Genomic DNA, 14,492 nt, shown 5'->3' with positions numbered 1-14,492 from the left:
TTAAATTTTAACTTTATAAAGATCTTCTATCTTTTATCGCTTTAGTCAGAGATAAAATATCTACATTTTCAAGACTAACTCCAGTAGGTATGCCTTGTGCTATTTTTGTAAAACTTACGTCAAAATCTTTTAATTTATCTTCTATATATAGCATCATACCATCGCTATTTATACTAGGAGTTAAAGCAAAAAGTAGCTCTTTGATTCCATTTTCTTTGATATTGGATTTCAATTTATCAAGTTTATTTGCATCATCGAAAACAAAGTACAAACCGTTAAATGAGTTTGAATACTCTATGGTTAATATATCTTTTGGCGTTTCTACTATACAAAGGGTTTTTTTATCTCTATTTATATCGCTACATATATCACAGATCTCATTTTCGCTTATTCCACCGCACATTGAGCAGTGTTTTAGAAATCTTACAGCATCTTCTATAGTATGTGCTAAATTTAAACCAAAAAACGAGTCTTGTAGGGCTACGTGATACGCATATTTTAGTGCTGATTTTTTACCTACTCCCGGTATTTTTTCAAAACAAGACACAAGCTCGTTAAATTTTTCAAGCTTTTGATTTGGCATTTGTCGGCTTTTTAAAAGTTATGAAAAATGTATGATAACCGTCTGTATATTCATATAAAAATCCAAATTTATGCATTGCGCAAATATGCTCTATGATATATAATCCAAGTCCCATACCCGTATTTTTTGATGCGTTATCTCTTATAAATGCTTGTTTATAATGCTCAATAGGTTTTTCAAGCGGATTTCCCTTGTTTTTTATACAGATGTATTCTTCATCACATATGATGATAGCTTTTTTATCATCTGAATATTTTAGCGCATTGTCGATTAGATTTTTAATTGCCAAAGAAAATAGCTGAAAATCAACCCTTAAAAGAGCATCTTCTTTTATATCTACGCTTACTTTATTGTCAAAATCGTCTAATAACAATATATCTTTTGTTTGATCAAGTATCAAACTAAAATGGTAGTTTTCGTATTGTAAAGCATAGCTTTTACTTAATAGTTGTTCTATTTTTGCAAATTCGTTTATCAAGATATTTAATCTTTCAAATATAGCTACTAATCTATCTTTTTGTGTTTCATCGTCTAACATTTCGCTGACGATTCTACCTTTTCCGATAGGAGTTTTTAACTCATGCATGATAGTTCTAAGAAACAACTGTCTTGACATGATAAGTTCTTTTATTTTACATGCAGCATTATTGAACTCATAAGCGACTTCGGCTATTTCGTCATCACCTTTTATTATATTGTTTTTACAGCATATGCTGTCCATATTTCCAGCAGCAAATTTTCTTATATCGTCTCTTAAATTTTTAAGCGGCAAAAGACTTTTAAATATAGAAACATATAAAGATATAAAAAGTGCTATAGTGATAATAAATCCTATTAAAAGTGAATCATTTGTCCCTTTTAAAGTGCTTTGAAGCATTATAACAACACTTTGATTTTTTATTCTCAAAAATAGTTCGTTTCTATAAAAAATAGTTTCTATTATACCTATTGGAGTATCTACTCTTTCGATCAGATCACCGTTATTTAATATTATTTTTTCTAAATTCGGATCTTTGATATATGCTAGATTAAAATTTTTAAAATACTGCTCCCAATCTTCTGGCATATTTGACTTTTTGTATAGTGAAAGTAGCCAGTTTATGGAGTTATACTGGTTTTCTTTTACTTTATCTAACACGCTTTCATGCTGAAGCTTTGAAAACATAAAAAATAGTGCACAAATTACAGTAAATCCTATGGCAAAGATAACTGTAATTTTTGTGGTTAAAGAGTATTTCATCCTATTAATTTATAACCGATTCCGCGCACTGAGAATATATGTTTAGGAGATTTTGAACTATCGCCTATTTTTGATCTTAATCTTCCTATAATTACATCAAGACTTTTTGAATCTTTGTCTTTCAAGCTTTTGCAGTGATATACTAGCTGTTCGCGAGATACTGAAAAACTATGTTGTTTTATGAGATATTCTAAGATTTCGTATTCGGCAGGGGTTAGTGTTAAAACATTACCGCCATATGAAATTTCATGACGTTTATCATCTACTTTAAATGCCGTATCTGCAGTCTCTTCTTGTATCTCATTTGTTTTTTTATATCTTCTTATTAGACTTATGATTCTAGCGTGCATCTCTTTTGGATCATAGGGTTTTGGCAAGTAGTCATCGGCTCCTATTTGTAGTCCTACAACTCGGTCATTTACATCGCTTCTTGCCGAGCTTATTATTATTGGGATGTCATATTTTTCTCTTATCTCTTTACAGACTTCTAAGCCATCCATTCCCGGTAAAGTTAGATCCAAAATAAGCAGGTCATAGTTTTTAATACCTGCGCTAAGTCCTAAATATGGATCTTCGTAATTAGTAACTTTGATATTAAATTTCAAAAGATATTCAGATAGTATTTGAGCAAACTCTGGATCATCTTCTATCATTAGGACATTTATCATTTTTTACTCCTGTAATTTTATGCTTTATTATATCAAAAAAATAGTAAAAACTTAACCTAAATTTAGTAAATGAACTAAAAATAAGTTAGTTTTATAGGCAGATTTGTTATATATAAATATTTTTAAATTTAGGGATAAATTTATTATTTTTTAGATAGAATACTTGGTTAGAATTTTAATTAAAAGGAAACGGTTTGGAGTTTGATTACTATGAAATTTTAGAAGTTTCAAGAGATGCTGATGGTGAAACTATAAAAAAAGCATATAGAAAACTTGCACTAAAATATCATCCAGATAGAAATCAAGGCGATAAAGAAGCCGAAGAAAAGTTTAAACGTATAAATGAAGCTTATGAAATTTTAAGCGATGAAAATAAACGTAGTATTTATGATAGATATGGAAAAGATGGTTTAAGCGGCAGCGGATTTGATGATGGATTTGATCTGGGAGATATTTTTAGTTCATTTTTCGGCGGTGATTTTGGTGGAACAAGAAGTTCTAGAAATAGCTACAAATACCCATTAGATATAGAAGTAAATATTACTTTAAATTTTAATGAAGCTGTTTTTGGCTGTGAAAAAGAGATAAAATACAACTATAAAGTGCCTTGCGAAACTTGCAGTGCTACTGGAGCTAAAGATGGTAAAAAATCAACTTGCTCACATTGCGGTGGACGTGGAAAGATAAGTCATAGGCAAGGATTTATGAATTTTGTTCAGACTTGTCCTTATTGCGGTGGAACCGGAGAGATTATAAAAGATAAATGTTTATACTGCTCTGGAAATGGATACAATGAAACTAGCGATAATATCAAAATAAATATTCCAGAAGGCGTTGATAATGGAAATCGAATACGCATTCAAGGCAAAGGCAATAAATCTTCTAATGGCGGCGGAGATCTTTACGTAAGAATAAACGTAAGAGATGATGAGCATTTTGTTAGAAATGGAGATGATGTTTATATAGAAATTCCGGTATTTTTTACTCAAGCCATGCTTGGTGAAACTATAAAAATACCAACCTTAAGAGGAGAAAGCGAGCTCAAACTTCCAGTTGGGGCTAAAGATAAACAGCAATTTGTGCTTGAAAATGAAGGAATACAAAATACTCATACAAAATTAAAGGGCAGACTCATAGCGCAGATAGCTATAAATACTCCAAAAAAAATAACTGATGAACAAAAAGAGTTATTAGAAAAACTTCAAAATAGTTTTGGTATAAAAAGTGGTGAAAGTTCAGGCGATGAGGGTATTTTTGATAAGATAAAAAGTTGGTTTAAGTAGTTTTGGTCATAAAGACCAAAACTTTTATGTTTTACATGCCTTCAAAAGGGTTTGTAACTACGTTGTCACGATCCACTATATAAGGTATTAAAGCAACGTGTCTTGCTCTTTTTATAGCTTTTTCTACCATTTCTTGATATTTTTTGCTTGTACCAGTTAAACGTCTAGGCATAATTTTAAATCTCTCTGATAAGCAGTATTTTAAAAGAGTTGTATCTTTGTAATCTATAAATTCAACCTTAGCTTCTGTGTATTTGCAGTATTTTTTACTATATTTTCTTTTTTCTGCCATTATATTGTCCTTTTAAAATGGAATTTCTTCATCATCTATATTGACATCGATATTTTGTTTTGGTTTATTTTGGCGATTTTGGCTTTGGGTAGGTAAATCGCTGTCGATATCAATCTCTGGGATTTTCTCCTCATAAGGCTGCTCGTTCGTAGCTATTTTTGGTGTTTTTTGAGCAAACGACTCTTGCCCTCTATAACCGCTATTCATATTGCTATCATTTTGGTATCCAGTAGGATTTTGGTAGTTACTTGAATAGCTTGTATTAGAGTATTGGCTATTTGTTTGGTCTTGATGAGAATCTTTAAATCCGCCTTGCGTCTGACTTCCTAACATCTCCATACTTTCTACGGTTATGCTATGTTTTGAGCGGTTGTTTCCATTTTGGTCTTGCCACTGATCAAATTTTAATCTTCCTTCAACAAGTATTTTACTTCCTTTGTTTAAGTATTGATTTGCTATTTCAGCTTGTCTACCAAAAAATGTAATGTCAATAAAGCATGTCTCTTCACGTTTTTCACCGTTTGCACCACTAAATTTACGGGTCACGGCTATACCTGTGCTACCAATAGCAGATCCGCTTTGAGCATATCTTAGTTCAATATCTCTTGTTAAATTACCGACTAAAATGACTTTATTAAACATTTTGCAACCTTTTAGTGATTATTATTCTGCTTCAACCGGTTTTTCCGGGGCTTTTAGCTCTTTTTTAGCAGGCATTAGTTTTTGACCTTTGCTTAGCTTGTCCCAAGCTGATATCTCTCTTTTGTTTTCATATTTTACAGTTAAGAATCTTATAATCTCTTCAGTGATTCTTACGTTTCTTACAAGTTCAGCGATTAATTGAGTAGGAGCCATAAAGTATATAACTACGTAAGTTCCTCTTTCATACTTGTCTATTTTATAAGCAAGTTTGCGAGTTCCCATCTCTATTACGCTAGCGATCTCGCCGCCGTTTTTTGTGATAACTTCTTTTATGAAGTCGACTTTAACTTTAGCTTCATCTTCAGTCAATGTTGGCTTTAAGATGAATAAAAGCTCATAATGTTTCATTCGTTCTCCTTATGGATTTTAGCTCTTTTTGGTAATTCAAAGAGCAAGGATTTGTGCATAAAATGCAGCTTATTATAATACCAAAGTCTTGCTTAAGATTTGCTGTTTTTTGCAATTAAATTTTGTATAGATAAAATAGATGATAGTAAAAAACATTCTTTATCTATATCTTTTTTTGTTTTTATATCATACTCTATAGAGTTTAATTTCATAAAAATATCCATATATAACTCTGTTTTTATGCTAAGAGCTTGTGATTTTATCTGGTTTAAAATAGTCGGAGGCGGAGTATATCCTATGGCTTTTTCTATATCAAATTTACCGTTGATTTTAACATAAGTTTGTATCTTAAATAGTCTAAAAAAAGATGAATACAGTGAGTTTATCAGTGCAATTTCATTGAAATTAGAATCATTCGTATAGCTAAAATAATCATCTTTTATGTTTTGCAAAGAGATAAGTTTATTAAAAAATAGTTCAAAACTAATTCCGTTTAAACTAAAAACTAACTTTTTTACGCTATCGTCATTGATAGTTTTAGTTAAATTTGCGAGCTTATTTAATTCACTGCTAGCAAGATATAAACTTTCATTTTGCAAACTGTAAATTTGATAAAGTGCGGATGTTTGTATGTTTAATCCCAGTTTTTCAGCGTGATACATAAGCAAACTAACGCCTTCAGCCGGAGTATTTGGCGAAAAAAACCTAACAAAATTTTCACCAAATGCCTTTTTAGTATCAAAAATTGTTTTCATATCACCTTCATGCAGCTCATATATAAATGCATTATTTGTATTTTTTTTGCACAGATCTATCAGGTATTTTAACTCTTTTGCCGGTATTTTTTTATCTGTTTTTATATGCAGCGTACTTGAATCGCAAAATAACGACGACTCCATTAAGTGCGACTTTGCGCTGATAAAATCATATTCGTCAAAATACAAACTAAGTAAATTTTCACTTTTAAATTTAGAAATCAACTCTTTAGCAAAAATTTCTACTTGATACTCTTCATTCCCAAAAAGCAAAAAATAGTTTGGCAATCTATTAGAATTTAGCAGATTTTGAAACTCTTTTTTATACATCTAGTTTTTGTACTACTTTTCCTATAATTTTTGCACTTGGTATATCTACTTCTTTTATCTGCACCATAACAGAAGCAAGAAGTGGACAAGTAAAGTTTTCTATGTATATTCTAGCTCCTTTTATTTCATCGTCTAATTTAGCTATTGTTTGGTTGCCGACTTCGCTTATGTAGCAGCGAAATACTTTATTGATATTATTTGTAGCCCATCTTGCAAATTTTCTATCCATAAAATCCCACGCTACTCTATCGGCTTCACGTTCAAGTTCGTTTAATCCCCTGCAAACTCCTTCTATATCCAAAAGGAGATAGTTAAAAAGTTTCGCATTATTCGCTAAATTTGCTTTTAAAAGTCTATGTAAAATAAGATCAGAATAACGTCTAATCGGACTTGTAAAATGAGAATACAGATCAAATCCTAAACCAAAATGTCCGGTAGGCTTACTTGCATATTCTGCTCTTTTTTGTGCTTTTATGATGAGTTTATCAACATCTTCTCTGATATTTAAACTATCTGCTTGAGTTTGGATTTTAGATATTAGCGCTACTAAATCACTTTCATAAGTAATTTCTATGCCAAGAGCTGCTAGATCATCTAAAAGCGTGTTTATTTTTTTAAGATCGGCTGGAGCGTGGTTTCTAAATATACCGTGATTTATTCTTTTTGCAGCGGCTTTATTTGCTAAAAGCATACAATCTTCTATAAGAGAGTGAGAAGGAGTCTCTTTTTCATACGTTGTTTTTAAGATATCTCCATTTGTAGAAATACTCATTCTAAGCTCTTTGCTTCTAAAATCAAATCCGTTTTGTAATCTTTTAAATTTCAGCTTTTTAGCAGTCTCAAATAGCGGCAAAATCCACTCTTGTATCTCATCATCTGTTTTTAAATTTAAAGCTAAAATTTCATCTACTTCATCATAATTAAACCGTTTTCTAGAGTGAATAACAGCTTCAAAAAGTTCCTCTTTTATAGACTCTAAATTCTCATCTAAAGATATTTTAAATACAAAAGCCAACCTATCGCAATTTGGTTTTAAAGAGCAGATATTTTCACTAAGTGATCTTGGCAACATAGGAATGGCGATATGAGGAAAATAGATTGAAAATCCTCTAAATTTAGCCTCTTTATCTATACCGCTATAAGCGGCTACATATTCGCTAACATCGGCTATAGCTACATATACGGTTCGATTTTTTACGTCATAATAAATAGCATCGTCAAAATCTTTTGCATCAACCGGATCTATCGTGCAAAACGGTAAATTTGTTAAATCTACTCTATTGGGATACATACTTTTATCTACGTTATCTCCAAAACTTTTTGCTTCGTTTTCGCATATTTTGGGGAAAAGATTTTTTTTATTGTAGATTGCTAATGATATTTTTTCATCTACTGATGGATCGCTTAATACGCCTAAAACTTCTGTTATATCATTATCTAGATTGTTGATTTTTAAAACAGTTCCTATCGGTAGTTCTTTTAATGATTTTTGGCTGGCTTTAAGTGCTATAGTAAGAGAATTTGGGATGCTTACTCCCATTATGACTTGACCGAATTGCTTAGTATAAACTACGCTTGTTTCATTTGCCATAGCCAAAACCGCTATCATGGTTGCGTGTAGTCTGGATTTTTTAGATTTTGTTAATTTTGATAGTACTATATCTCCAAAATGAGCACCGTTTAAATCTCGATTTTCTATTATTATATCTTGTTTAAAACGCACATCGTATGGCATCAAAAATCCTGTGCCCCCACTACTTATATCAAGCTTACCGCAGACATATCCATCGTTTAGGTAATATTTGTTTTTATGCTTTTTAACAGCTTTTATCTGTTCTAGTACGCGCAGAATTTCTCGTTCGTCTATTTTTATAAATTTATCATCTACGCCGTTTACAAGGGCGTTTAAAAACTCTTTCACCCTTTTACTTTTTTAACCGCATCTATAAATTTAGCTTGTTCTAATCCATAAGTATCAAGAAGTGTTAATGTGCTTTGTATATTCTCATCGCTTAATATGCCAAATATATTAACGCTATTTTTTATAATTTTAAGTGCTATAGATGATGCTCTTATATGATTTGGAGCATCATCTGGACTATTTGAGTATAGTATAGCATCTATCATTTCTGCTTCTAAATTCCACTGCTCAAATATTTTTACCGTAACTTCCTCATTTGAAATTCCTACCATATCTATTTCTAAATCAGATAGTTCTGATGGAGTGCTAATGTGTGTTAAAGCATCTTTAAAAGCAGCATTTTTATCATTTTCCAAAATTTCTTTTGCTATAACTATTTTTCCTATTTCCATCATAAAACTAGCAGGAGAGAGTATGTTTAAAAGCTCTCTATCTATCTTGCTGTACCAGTTAAATGCAAGAGCGTTTTGAGTTGTAGCAATCTCCATAAATTGGCTATCTTTTATGTTATAAGGAGATAGATCTATAGAAAAAGATTTTTTAATCGCTCCGCAAAGCGCGAAACCTCTTATAGTAGCCATACCAAAAAGCGTAACTGCTCTATTTATATCTGTTATCTCTCGGCTAAATCCATAAAGCGGGCTATTGGCAGAACGCAATATATTTGCTGTTAGCATAGGATCTTTTTGTATAACTGTTATAAGCTCATTGATATCGCTATTTTCATCGTTACAGATTTGTTGTATTCTTACAATCGTATCATCAAGTGGCGGTAAAGTTTTTATGCTTTTATATATTGCTTGATTCATTTTTCTTCTCGGAAATTTTAATTTTGTATATTTTACAACACTTGGCTTTTTAAATCACTTAAATTTAAATAATTTTTTTAAATTTCAGTGATTTTAAATTTCTACAGTAGTATAATTCCTAAATAAATTTTAAAAAAGGAAAAGTTATGGCGATAACAGTTTATTACGACAAAGATTGCGATTTAAGCTTAATTAGATCAAAAAAAGTTGCTATGATAGGTTTTGGATCTCAAGGTCACGCCCACGCTGAAAATCTAAGAGATAGTGGTGTTGATGTCGTTGTAGGTTTAAATCCAAAAGGTAAAAGCTGGGCAAAAGCAGAAGCTAAAGGCTTTAAAGTAATGAGCGTAAGCGAGGCTACAAAATATGCCGATCTTATAATGATTTTAACTCCTGATGAGTTTCAAGCCGATATTTTTAAAGCTGAAATAGAACCAAACTTAAGCGAGGGCAACGCCATAGCTTTCGGACACGGTTTTAATATACATTACGGTCAAATCATTCCCCCAAAAGGTATCGATTGCATAATGATAGCTCCAAAAGCTCCGGGCCATACTGTTAGAAACGAGTTTGTAAATGGTGGAGGAATTCCTGATCTTATAGCTGTTTCTCAAGATGCGACTGGCAAAGCAAAAGATCTAGCTTTAAGTTATGCAAGCGCAATAGGCGGTGGAAGAACAGGCATCATAGAAACTACGTTTAAAGCTGAAACGGAAACTGATTTGTTCGGTGAGCAAGCCGTTCTTTGCGGCGGACTTTGTGCTCTTATAAATGCTGGATTTGAAACTCTTACCGAAGCCGGATATGAGCCTGAAATGGCGTATTTTGAATGTTTGCATGAGATGAAACTTATAGTTGATTTAATCTATCAAGGCGGTATGGCCGATATGAGATACTCTATATCAAATACTGCTGAGTATGGGGATTATGTAAGTGGAGTAAGAGTAGTAAATGAAAGTAGTAAAGCTGCTATGAAGGCTATATTAAAAGAGATCCAAGACGGTACTTTTGCGAAAAACTTTGTTTTAGAAAGAAAAGCTGGATATACTAAAATGAATGCTGAGAGAAAAATTAGCGAAGCAAGTCTGCTTAATAAAACAGGCGAAAAACTTCGCGGTATGATGCCTTGGATAAATAAAGGCAGATTAGTTAATAAAGACAAAAATTAATTGGCAAAGAGGTCGAGAAAAAAAGCCCCTAAAACTAAAAAAGGGGCTTTTTTAGTTTATATCGGTATAGCTGTTTGTTTGCTTGCGATTTTTGGCGTAATTTATGCTGTTTCAGGCTCTAAAAAAGATCCAAATTTAGATAGTCAAAAGACGATAAAAAAGATAGAGCGTTACTTAGATACGCAAAAAAATGAAATTTCTAAAGATAAAAATATATCGTTCAACAGACCAAATTTAAAAAAAGATAAAAATATTTCCGAGCTTTTTGAAACTTTGAAATTTAAAGTAGATAGCAATATCTCAGATTCCGATAAAAATATAACTGTTGCATTGCCAAAAGAACAGATCGTTTCGCCTTTAAAGCCGAATTTGAAAAAAGAAATATCTATGTTCGTTGATCAAAATATTACTTCAAAACTGGATGAAAATAGTTCAAATTCGAGTTTAAAATATGAACAAAAAAATATCGAAAAAATAGTGAAAAAACAAGATATTCATAAATTTGAAAAGCCAAAGCTCGTTATCATAATCGATGATCTTTCCACAATGGCTCAAGCAAGAGATATAAAGTCTTTAGGGCTTAAGATAACTCCGTCTATTTTTCCGCCGACAGATTTTTATCCAGATAGCGTAAAGATCTCAAAACAGTTTGAGTTTTATATGGTTCATTTGCCTTTAGAAGCGATATTTTTCAAGAAAAATGAGCAAAATACGTTAAATGTAGGCGATACGAAAGATAAGATAGAAAATAGAATATCAACTATAAAAAAGCAGTTTGGGAATGTATCTTATATAAACAATCATACCGGAAGCAAATTTACAAGTGATTACTCGTCTATGAAAATGCTTTTAAAATCCATGAAAAATCATAATATTTTATTTGTCGATAGTCTTACTTCAAAAGGTTCTAAAGCTAAACAAGTCACTAAAGAAATGGGACTTAAATACGTTTTTAGAGATGTGTTTATAGATAATGATCAAAGTAGTGTTGCTATATTTAAACAGCTTGAAATAGCTATAAAAAAAGCAAAGAAAAATGGTTTTGCTATAGCAATAGGTCATCCTTATAAGGTAACTTTTGAAACTATTAAAGTTGCTAAAAAAACTATTTTAAAAGATGTAGAAGTAGTATATTTAAAAGATATTTATGGACTTTATAACTGATATTTTAAGCTTAAAAAAGCTAAAAAAACCTGTAAATAAACTATATTATAAAGGAAATTTAGAACTCTTAAATTTCCCCAAAGTAGCGATAGTCGGCTCGAGAAAATGTACTTCTTATACAAAAAATATTGTTTTGAGTTTAGCCTCTACTCTTAAAAATTACGGTATTTGCGTAGTTAGCGGAGCGGCTATAGGTACCGATATACATGCTCACGAAGGCGCTTTTCCAAATACCATCGCAGTCTTTGGAAATGGACTTAATAATATATATCCGGCTCAAAACTCAAAAATGATAGAAAAAATTTATAAAGACGCATTGGCTCTTAGCGAGTATGAACCTAATACTTTTGCGACTCCTTGGAGTTTTTTAGAAAGAAACAGAATAGTCGTATCTCTAAGCGACGCCGTGATCATAGCAGAAGCGGATATTAAAAGCGGATCAATGTCTAGCGCAAGACTCGCTTTGGATATGGGAATTCCTCTTTTTGTATTGCCTCAAAGGTTTAATGAGAGCAATGGAACAAATGATCTACTTAGTAAAAATAGGGCGAATTTAATAGCCGATTTTGATGAGTTTGCTTCTAAATTCGGAAGTTTAAACAGTGATTTGAGTAAAGACGATGTTTTGGAATTTATAAAAATAAATCAAAACTTTGATGAGTGTTACGCGAGATTTGGAGACGCTTTGTATGAATACGAGCTGGAGGGTAAAATTTCTATAGACGGAGTATATATAAGGATTTTATCTTGATAGTAGCTATCGATGTCGGACTAAAAAGAATAGGAGTTGCGGTTGCGGTTTTACCGACTGTTGTACTTCCTAGCGAACCTATTTTACGTAAAAATCGCAATCAGGCGGCGAAAGATACTTTAAAAATGTTAAAAGAAAAAAATGCGACAAAACTAGTAGTCGGCTTGCCAAAAGGCGGCAGCTGCGAGGATGAAATGGAAAGACGAATTAAGCATTTTATCTCTTTAGTCAGTTTTGATTCAGAGATAATTTATGTTGATGAAGCTTATAGCAGCTGCGAAGCTAGCGAACTGTCAAAAGATTCTAAAGACGGTAGATTTGATAGCATTGCCGCTATGGTGATTTTAAAAAGATATCTAAATATTTTGTGAGATTTGTATGAGTTTTAAAGATGATTTATATGATTTAGTTCCGCACGATAAATTCAGTAGTGTGTGGAATAGTTTTTTTAAGCCAAAAAATGTTGGGTTTTTTATAAATTTATTAAAAGCCGATGAGAAAAGTGTTTTAGACGAACTTAAGATTTTAGGTGTGGAGTTTTCTAAATTTTATGAGAATTTCTATATATGTAAATCAAATTTTAAAAGTATTTTGACTCATTGCGATTTATTTAACAGCGGTAAAATTTATATACAAAATCCAAGTAGTTTTTTAGCTCCATTGACGCTAAATGCAGCCCCTGGTCAAACCGTTCTTGATATGTGCGCTAGTCCTGGGGGAAAGAGCATAGCTCTATCAAATTTTATGAAAAAAAACGGCTATCTGGCTGCTATGGAATCAGATACCAATCGCTTCTTTACATTAAAATCAAATTTAAAAAAATATAACTGCGAATGGGTAAAGACATATAACAAAGATGCAAGAAGCGTTTCTCGCACTTGTTATGAAAAATTCGATAAAATTTTACTTGACGCACCTTGTTCTAGCTACTCTTGTTATAATGAAAACTTTAAAGAAAAATCTTACAAAGAGATAAAAAACATATCGAAGCTTCAAAAACAGCTACTAAATTCAGCTTTAAATGCATTAAAAAGTGGTGGAGAGATAGTTTATAGCACCTGTACTTTTTATAAAGAAGAGAATGAAGAAGTTATAAAAAATGCATTAAATTCGAAGTTTAAAATACAAATTCTTCCTATAGACGTAAATTTACAACAAGTAGTAAAAAGTGAATTTGGAATTAGAATTTTACCTGATGATACGATGGATGCATTTTTTATATCGCACTTAATAAAACTTTAGTTTTTTTTCCGTTTTGTATCCTAAGAAATTCGCCATACCCCCCCCCATAGCTACTTGTTGCGATCTGTTCAGTACGGCTAAAAGAGCATCTTGCGTATAAGGTTGTCTTAATATAAATGTTTCAAAATCCAAAAGTTTATTTACATCATCATAGCTTGAGTTGTTGCTCAGTATTATAAATGTGATGTTTTTTCTCTCTTTATGCTCTTTTAAAACATTAATATCATTTTTTGATAATTTTTTGATAATTTTTGCTTGTATGAATACTAATTCCGGTTTAAAAATAGTATCTGTGATGTGCTTTTTTACTATTTCCCAATTGTGATTTGGTTTTGTTTTGATATCATAATGTCTTAATCCTGCAGTTAATGTATAGAACGAATTTATATCGTCTTCGGCGATAATAGCGCTTATTTCGTTTTTATACTCATTTATAAATTTATGATTATTGTCTTTTTGTATAGGAGTTAAAAGTAGATTAAAACTAAACTCAAATTCGCTAGATTTACTTTGATATCTTAGTTTTGATCCTAAAAGTTTTGCTATATCTGATGCTATAACTAGTTTTTTGTAGTTTATATTTTTTGTTTTTCCTTTTAAAGCATCTTTGATGTTATTGTCCATTTCTATAAGATTTGTATTTGCTTTTAGAGTCACTTTGTATACGTTGTTCGTAGCGTTTATACTTTTTATAGTAAGAACTATAGACGAGTTTGAAATTATATTTATGACAAATTGGGTCAACATATGCACTGCATATGATATAATTTTAAAATCCGCGCTAAAGTATCTGTGCTGTTTTGGATCGTAGTTAAATATAACTACGTTATTATTTTTTGCAGCTTTTATATGGAGTATTTTAAAAAATAGCTCAAGCCTCTCTACGATATCGCCTTGCTGCGGCTTTGATAACATAAATTTTCTATGTATTTTTTCCATATAAAATGGCTCTTGTATTATTTTTAATCTATTTTTTAACTGTAGTTTTTTAGGCTTTTCTATTCTTAAAAATATAATAAACATAATCAAGCTGATAAAAGCTACTATAAGAGCCGTAAAAATAATACTATTCATCAAAGCTGAGTTATTTTTTGTGTTTGAGTATAAATGATACGATGAGAAATATGTCGTTTTTAAATTTGAATTACTATTTACAGAAGTTTTTTCTTCTTTGGCTTGCGCCGTAAATAGAGTTAAAACAAGTAGCAAAATTCCTATAAAAAGCTTCATAAATA

Annotated in this window: 16 protein-coding genes; 6 read left to right on the top strand and 10 right to left on the bottom strand. The window is 31.3% G+C overall.

All coding sequences use genetic code 11. The features are described from left to right. Positions 1-13 precede the first annotated feature (13 nt). From recR to RVY88_RS00910, 3 genes are read right to left on the bottom strand one after another with little or no spacing between them, the layout of a single operon-like run. Positions 14-583, bottom strand: a complete 570-nt coding sequence (recR, locus tag RVY88_RS00920) for a recombination mediator RecR (protein ID WP_002849761.1) — start codon at positions 581-583, stop codon at positions 14-16. Next, positions 564-1,823: an ArsS family sensor histidine kinase gene (locus RVY88_RS00915; RefSeq protein ID WP_011732094.1), complete on the bottom strand. Its 1,260-nt coding sequence runs from the start codon at positions 1,821-1,823 to the stop codon at positions 564-566. The genes recR and RVY88_RS00915 overlap by 20 nt, the downstream gene beginning before the upstream one ends. Continuing rightward, complete coding sequence (locus RVY88_RS00910) at positions 1,820-2,491, bottom strand: response regulator transcription factor (protein WP_002849759.1); 672 nt, start codon at positions 2,489-2,491, stop codon at positions 1,820-1,822. The genes RVY88_RS00915 and RVY88_RS00910 overlap by 4 nt, the downstream gene beginning before the upstream one ends. Before the next feature lie 194 nt (positions 2,492-2,685). Here RVY88_RS00910 and dnaJ point away from each other — a divergent pair, with 194 nt between their 5' ends. Then, complete coding sequence (gene dnaJ / locus RVY88_RS00905; RefSeq protein WP_002849758.1) at positions 2,686-3,774, top strand: molecular chaperone DnaJ; 1,089 nt, start codon at positions 2,686-2,688, stop codon at positions 3,772-3,774. Between the two features lie 31 nt (positions 3,775-3,805). On the opposite strand, the gene rpsR is transcribed toward dnaJ, so the two are convergent. From rpsR to RVY88_RS00875, 6 genes are all read right to left on the bottom strand, one after another. Continuing rightward, the gene (gene rpsR, locus RVY88_RS00900; RefSeq protein WP_002849757.1) at positions 3,806-4,066 is read right to left on the bottom strand and encodes a 30S ribosomal protein S18; all 261 of its coding nucleotides are present in this window, start codon (positions 4,064-4,066) and stop codon (positions 3,806-3,808) included. 12 nt (positions 4,067-4,078) lie between these two features. Beyond that, positions 4,079-4,708 (bottom strand): single-stranded DNA-binding protein, encoded by a 630-nt coding sequence (locus RVY88_RS00895; RefSeq protein WP_002849756.1) that lies wholly within the window; start codon positions 4,706-4,708, stop codon positions 4,079-4,081. Between the two features lie 21 nt (positions 4,709-4,729). Continuing rightward, on the bottom strand, positions 4,730-5,116 hold the full coding sequence (rpsF, locus tag RVY88_RS00890; protein ID WP_002849755.1) for a 30S ribosomal protein S6: 387 nt from the start codon (positions 5,114-5,116) through the stop codon (positions 4,730-4,732). A gap of 92 nt (positions 5,117-5,208) precedes the next feature. After that, positions 5,209-6,201, bottom strand: coding sequence for a DNA polymerase III subunit delta (locus RVY88_RS00885; protein ID WP_024305204.1), 993 nt, complete (start codon positions 6,199-6,201; stop codon positions 5,209-5,211). Then, positions 6,194-8,122, bottom strand: a complete 1,929-nt coding sequence (locus RVY88_RS00880; protein ID WP_038453733.1) for an RNB domain-containing ribonuclease — start codon at positions 8,120-8,122, stop codon at positions 6,194-6,196. Before RVY88_RS00880 ends, RVY88_RS00885 begins: the two co-directional genes overlap by 8 nt. After that, positions 8,119-8,931, bottom strand: a complete 813-nt coding sequence (locus RVY88_RS00875; protein WP_162167287.1) for an HDOD domain-containing protein — start codon at positions 8,929-8,931, stop codon at positions 8,119-8,121. The genes RVY88_RS00880 and RVY88_RS00875 overlap by 4 nt, the downstream gene beginning before the upstream one ends. Positions 8,932-9,077: 146 nt before the next feature. Between RVY88_RS00875 and ilvC the strand changes: the two genes are divergently transcribed. From ilvC to RVY88_RS00850, 5 genes are read left to right on the top strand one after another with little or no spacing between them, the layout of a single operon-like run. Continuing rightward, positions 9,078-10,100, top strand: a complete 1,023-nt coding sequence (ilvC, locus tag RVY88_RS00870) for a ketol-acid reductoisomerase (protein ID WP_162167286.1) — start codon at positions 9,078-9,080, stop codon at positions 10,098-10,100. Beyond that, positions 10,101-11,264: a divergent polysaccharide deacetylase family protein gene (locus tag RVY88_RS00865; RefSeq protein WP_011732090.1), complete on the top strand. Its 1,164-nt coding sequence runs from the start codon at positions 10,101-10,103 to the stop codon at positions 11,262-11,264. Continuing rightward, complete coding sequence (locus RVY88_RS00860) at positions 11,248-12,015, top strand: DNA-processing protein DprA (protein WP_065843754.1); 768 nt, start codon at positions 11,248-11,250, stop codon at positions 12,013-12,015. Before RVY88_RS00865 ends, RVY88_RS00860 begins: the two co-directional genes overlap by 17 nt. After that, positions 12,012-12,386, top strand: a complete 375-nt coding sequence (gene ruvX, locus RVY88_RS00855; RefSeq protein WP_162167285.1) for a Holliday junction resolvase RuvX — start codon at positions 12,012-12,014, stop codon at positions 12,384-12,386. The genes RVY88_RS00860 and ruvX overlap by 4 nt, the downstream gene beginning before the upstream one ends. A gap of 7 nt (positions 12,387-12,393) precedes the next feature. Continuing rightward, positions 12,394-13,257, top strand: coding sequence for an RsmB/NOP family class I SAM-dependent RNA methyltransferase (locus RVY88_RS00850; protein ID WP_038453728.1), 864 nt, complete (start codon positions 12,394-12,396; stop codon positions 13,255-13,257). On the opposite strand, the gene RVY88_RS00845 is transcribed toward RVY88_RS00850, so the two are convergent. After that, entirely contained in the window at positions 13,243-14,487 is a 1,245-nt protein-coding gene (locus RVY88_RS00845; RefSeq protein WP_011732089.1) for a hypothetical protein, read from the bottom strand. The genes RVY88_RS00850 and RVY88_RS00845 overlap by 15 nt on opposite strands. Positions 14,488-14,492: the final 5 nt, after the last annotated feature.

This window comes from Campylobacter sp. TJR-1 (assembly GCF_032840035.1).
In the GTDB taxonomy this organism is placed as follows: domain Bacteria; phylum Campylobacterota; class Campylobacteria; order Campylobacterales; family Campylobacteraceae; genus Campylobacter; species Campylobacter fetus.
This window is presented reverse-complemented; position numbering and strand designations above follow the sequence as displayed.

Bases quoted from the DNA above. Each gene is read 5' to 3' on its own strand.
- recR (WP_002849761.1), bottom strand. From the start codon at position 583: ATGCCAAATCAAAAGCTTGAAAAATTTAACGAGCTTGTGTCTTGTTTT.
- RVY88_RS00915 (WP_011732094.1), bottom strand. From the start codon at position 1,823: ATGAAATACTCTTTAACCACAAAAATTACAGTTATCTTTGCCATAGGA.
- RVY88_RS00910 (WP_002849759.1), bottom strand. From the start codon at position 2,491: ATGATAAATGTCCTAATGATAGAAGATGATCCAGAGTTTGCTCAAATA.
- rpsR (WP_002849757.1), bottom strand. From the start codon at position 4,066: ATGGCAGAAAAAAGAAAATATAGTAAAAAATACTGCAAATACACAGAA.
- RVY88_RS00895 (WP_002849756.1), bottom strand. From the start codon at position 4,708: ATGTTTAATAAAGTCATTTTAGTCGGTAATTTAACAAGAGATATTGAA.
- rpsF (WP_002849755.1), bottom strand. From the start codon at position 5,116: ATGAAACATTATGAGCTTTTATTCATCTTAAAGCCAACATTGACTGAA.
- RVY88_RS00885 (WP_024305204.1), bottom strand. From the start codon at position 6,201: ATGTATAAAAAAGAGTTTCAAAATCTGCTAAATTCTAATAGATTGCCA.
- RVY88_RS00875 (WP_162167287.1), bottom strand. From the start codon at position 8,931: ATGAATCAAGCAATATATAAAAGCATAAAAACTTTACCGCCACTTGAT.
- ilvC (WP_162167286.1), top strand. From the start codon at position 9,078: ATGGCGATAACAGTTTATTACGACAAAGATTGCGATTTAAGCTTAATT.
- RVY88_RS00860 (WP_065843754.1), top strand. From the start codon at position 11,248: ATGGACTTTATAACTGATATTTTAAGCTTAAAAAAGCTAAAAAAACCT.
- RVY88_RS00850 (WP_038453728.1), top strand. From the start codon at position 12,394: ATGAGTTTTAAAGATGATTTATATGATTTAGTTCCGCACGATAAATTC.
- RVY88_RS00845 (WP_011732089.1), bottom strand. From the start codon at position 14,487: ATGAAGCTTTTTATAGGAATTTTGCTACTTGTTTTAACTCTATTTACG.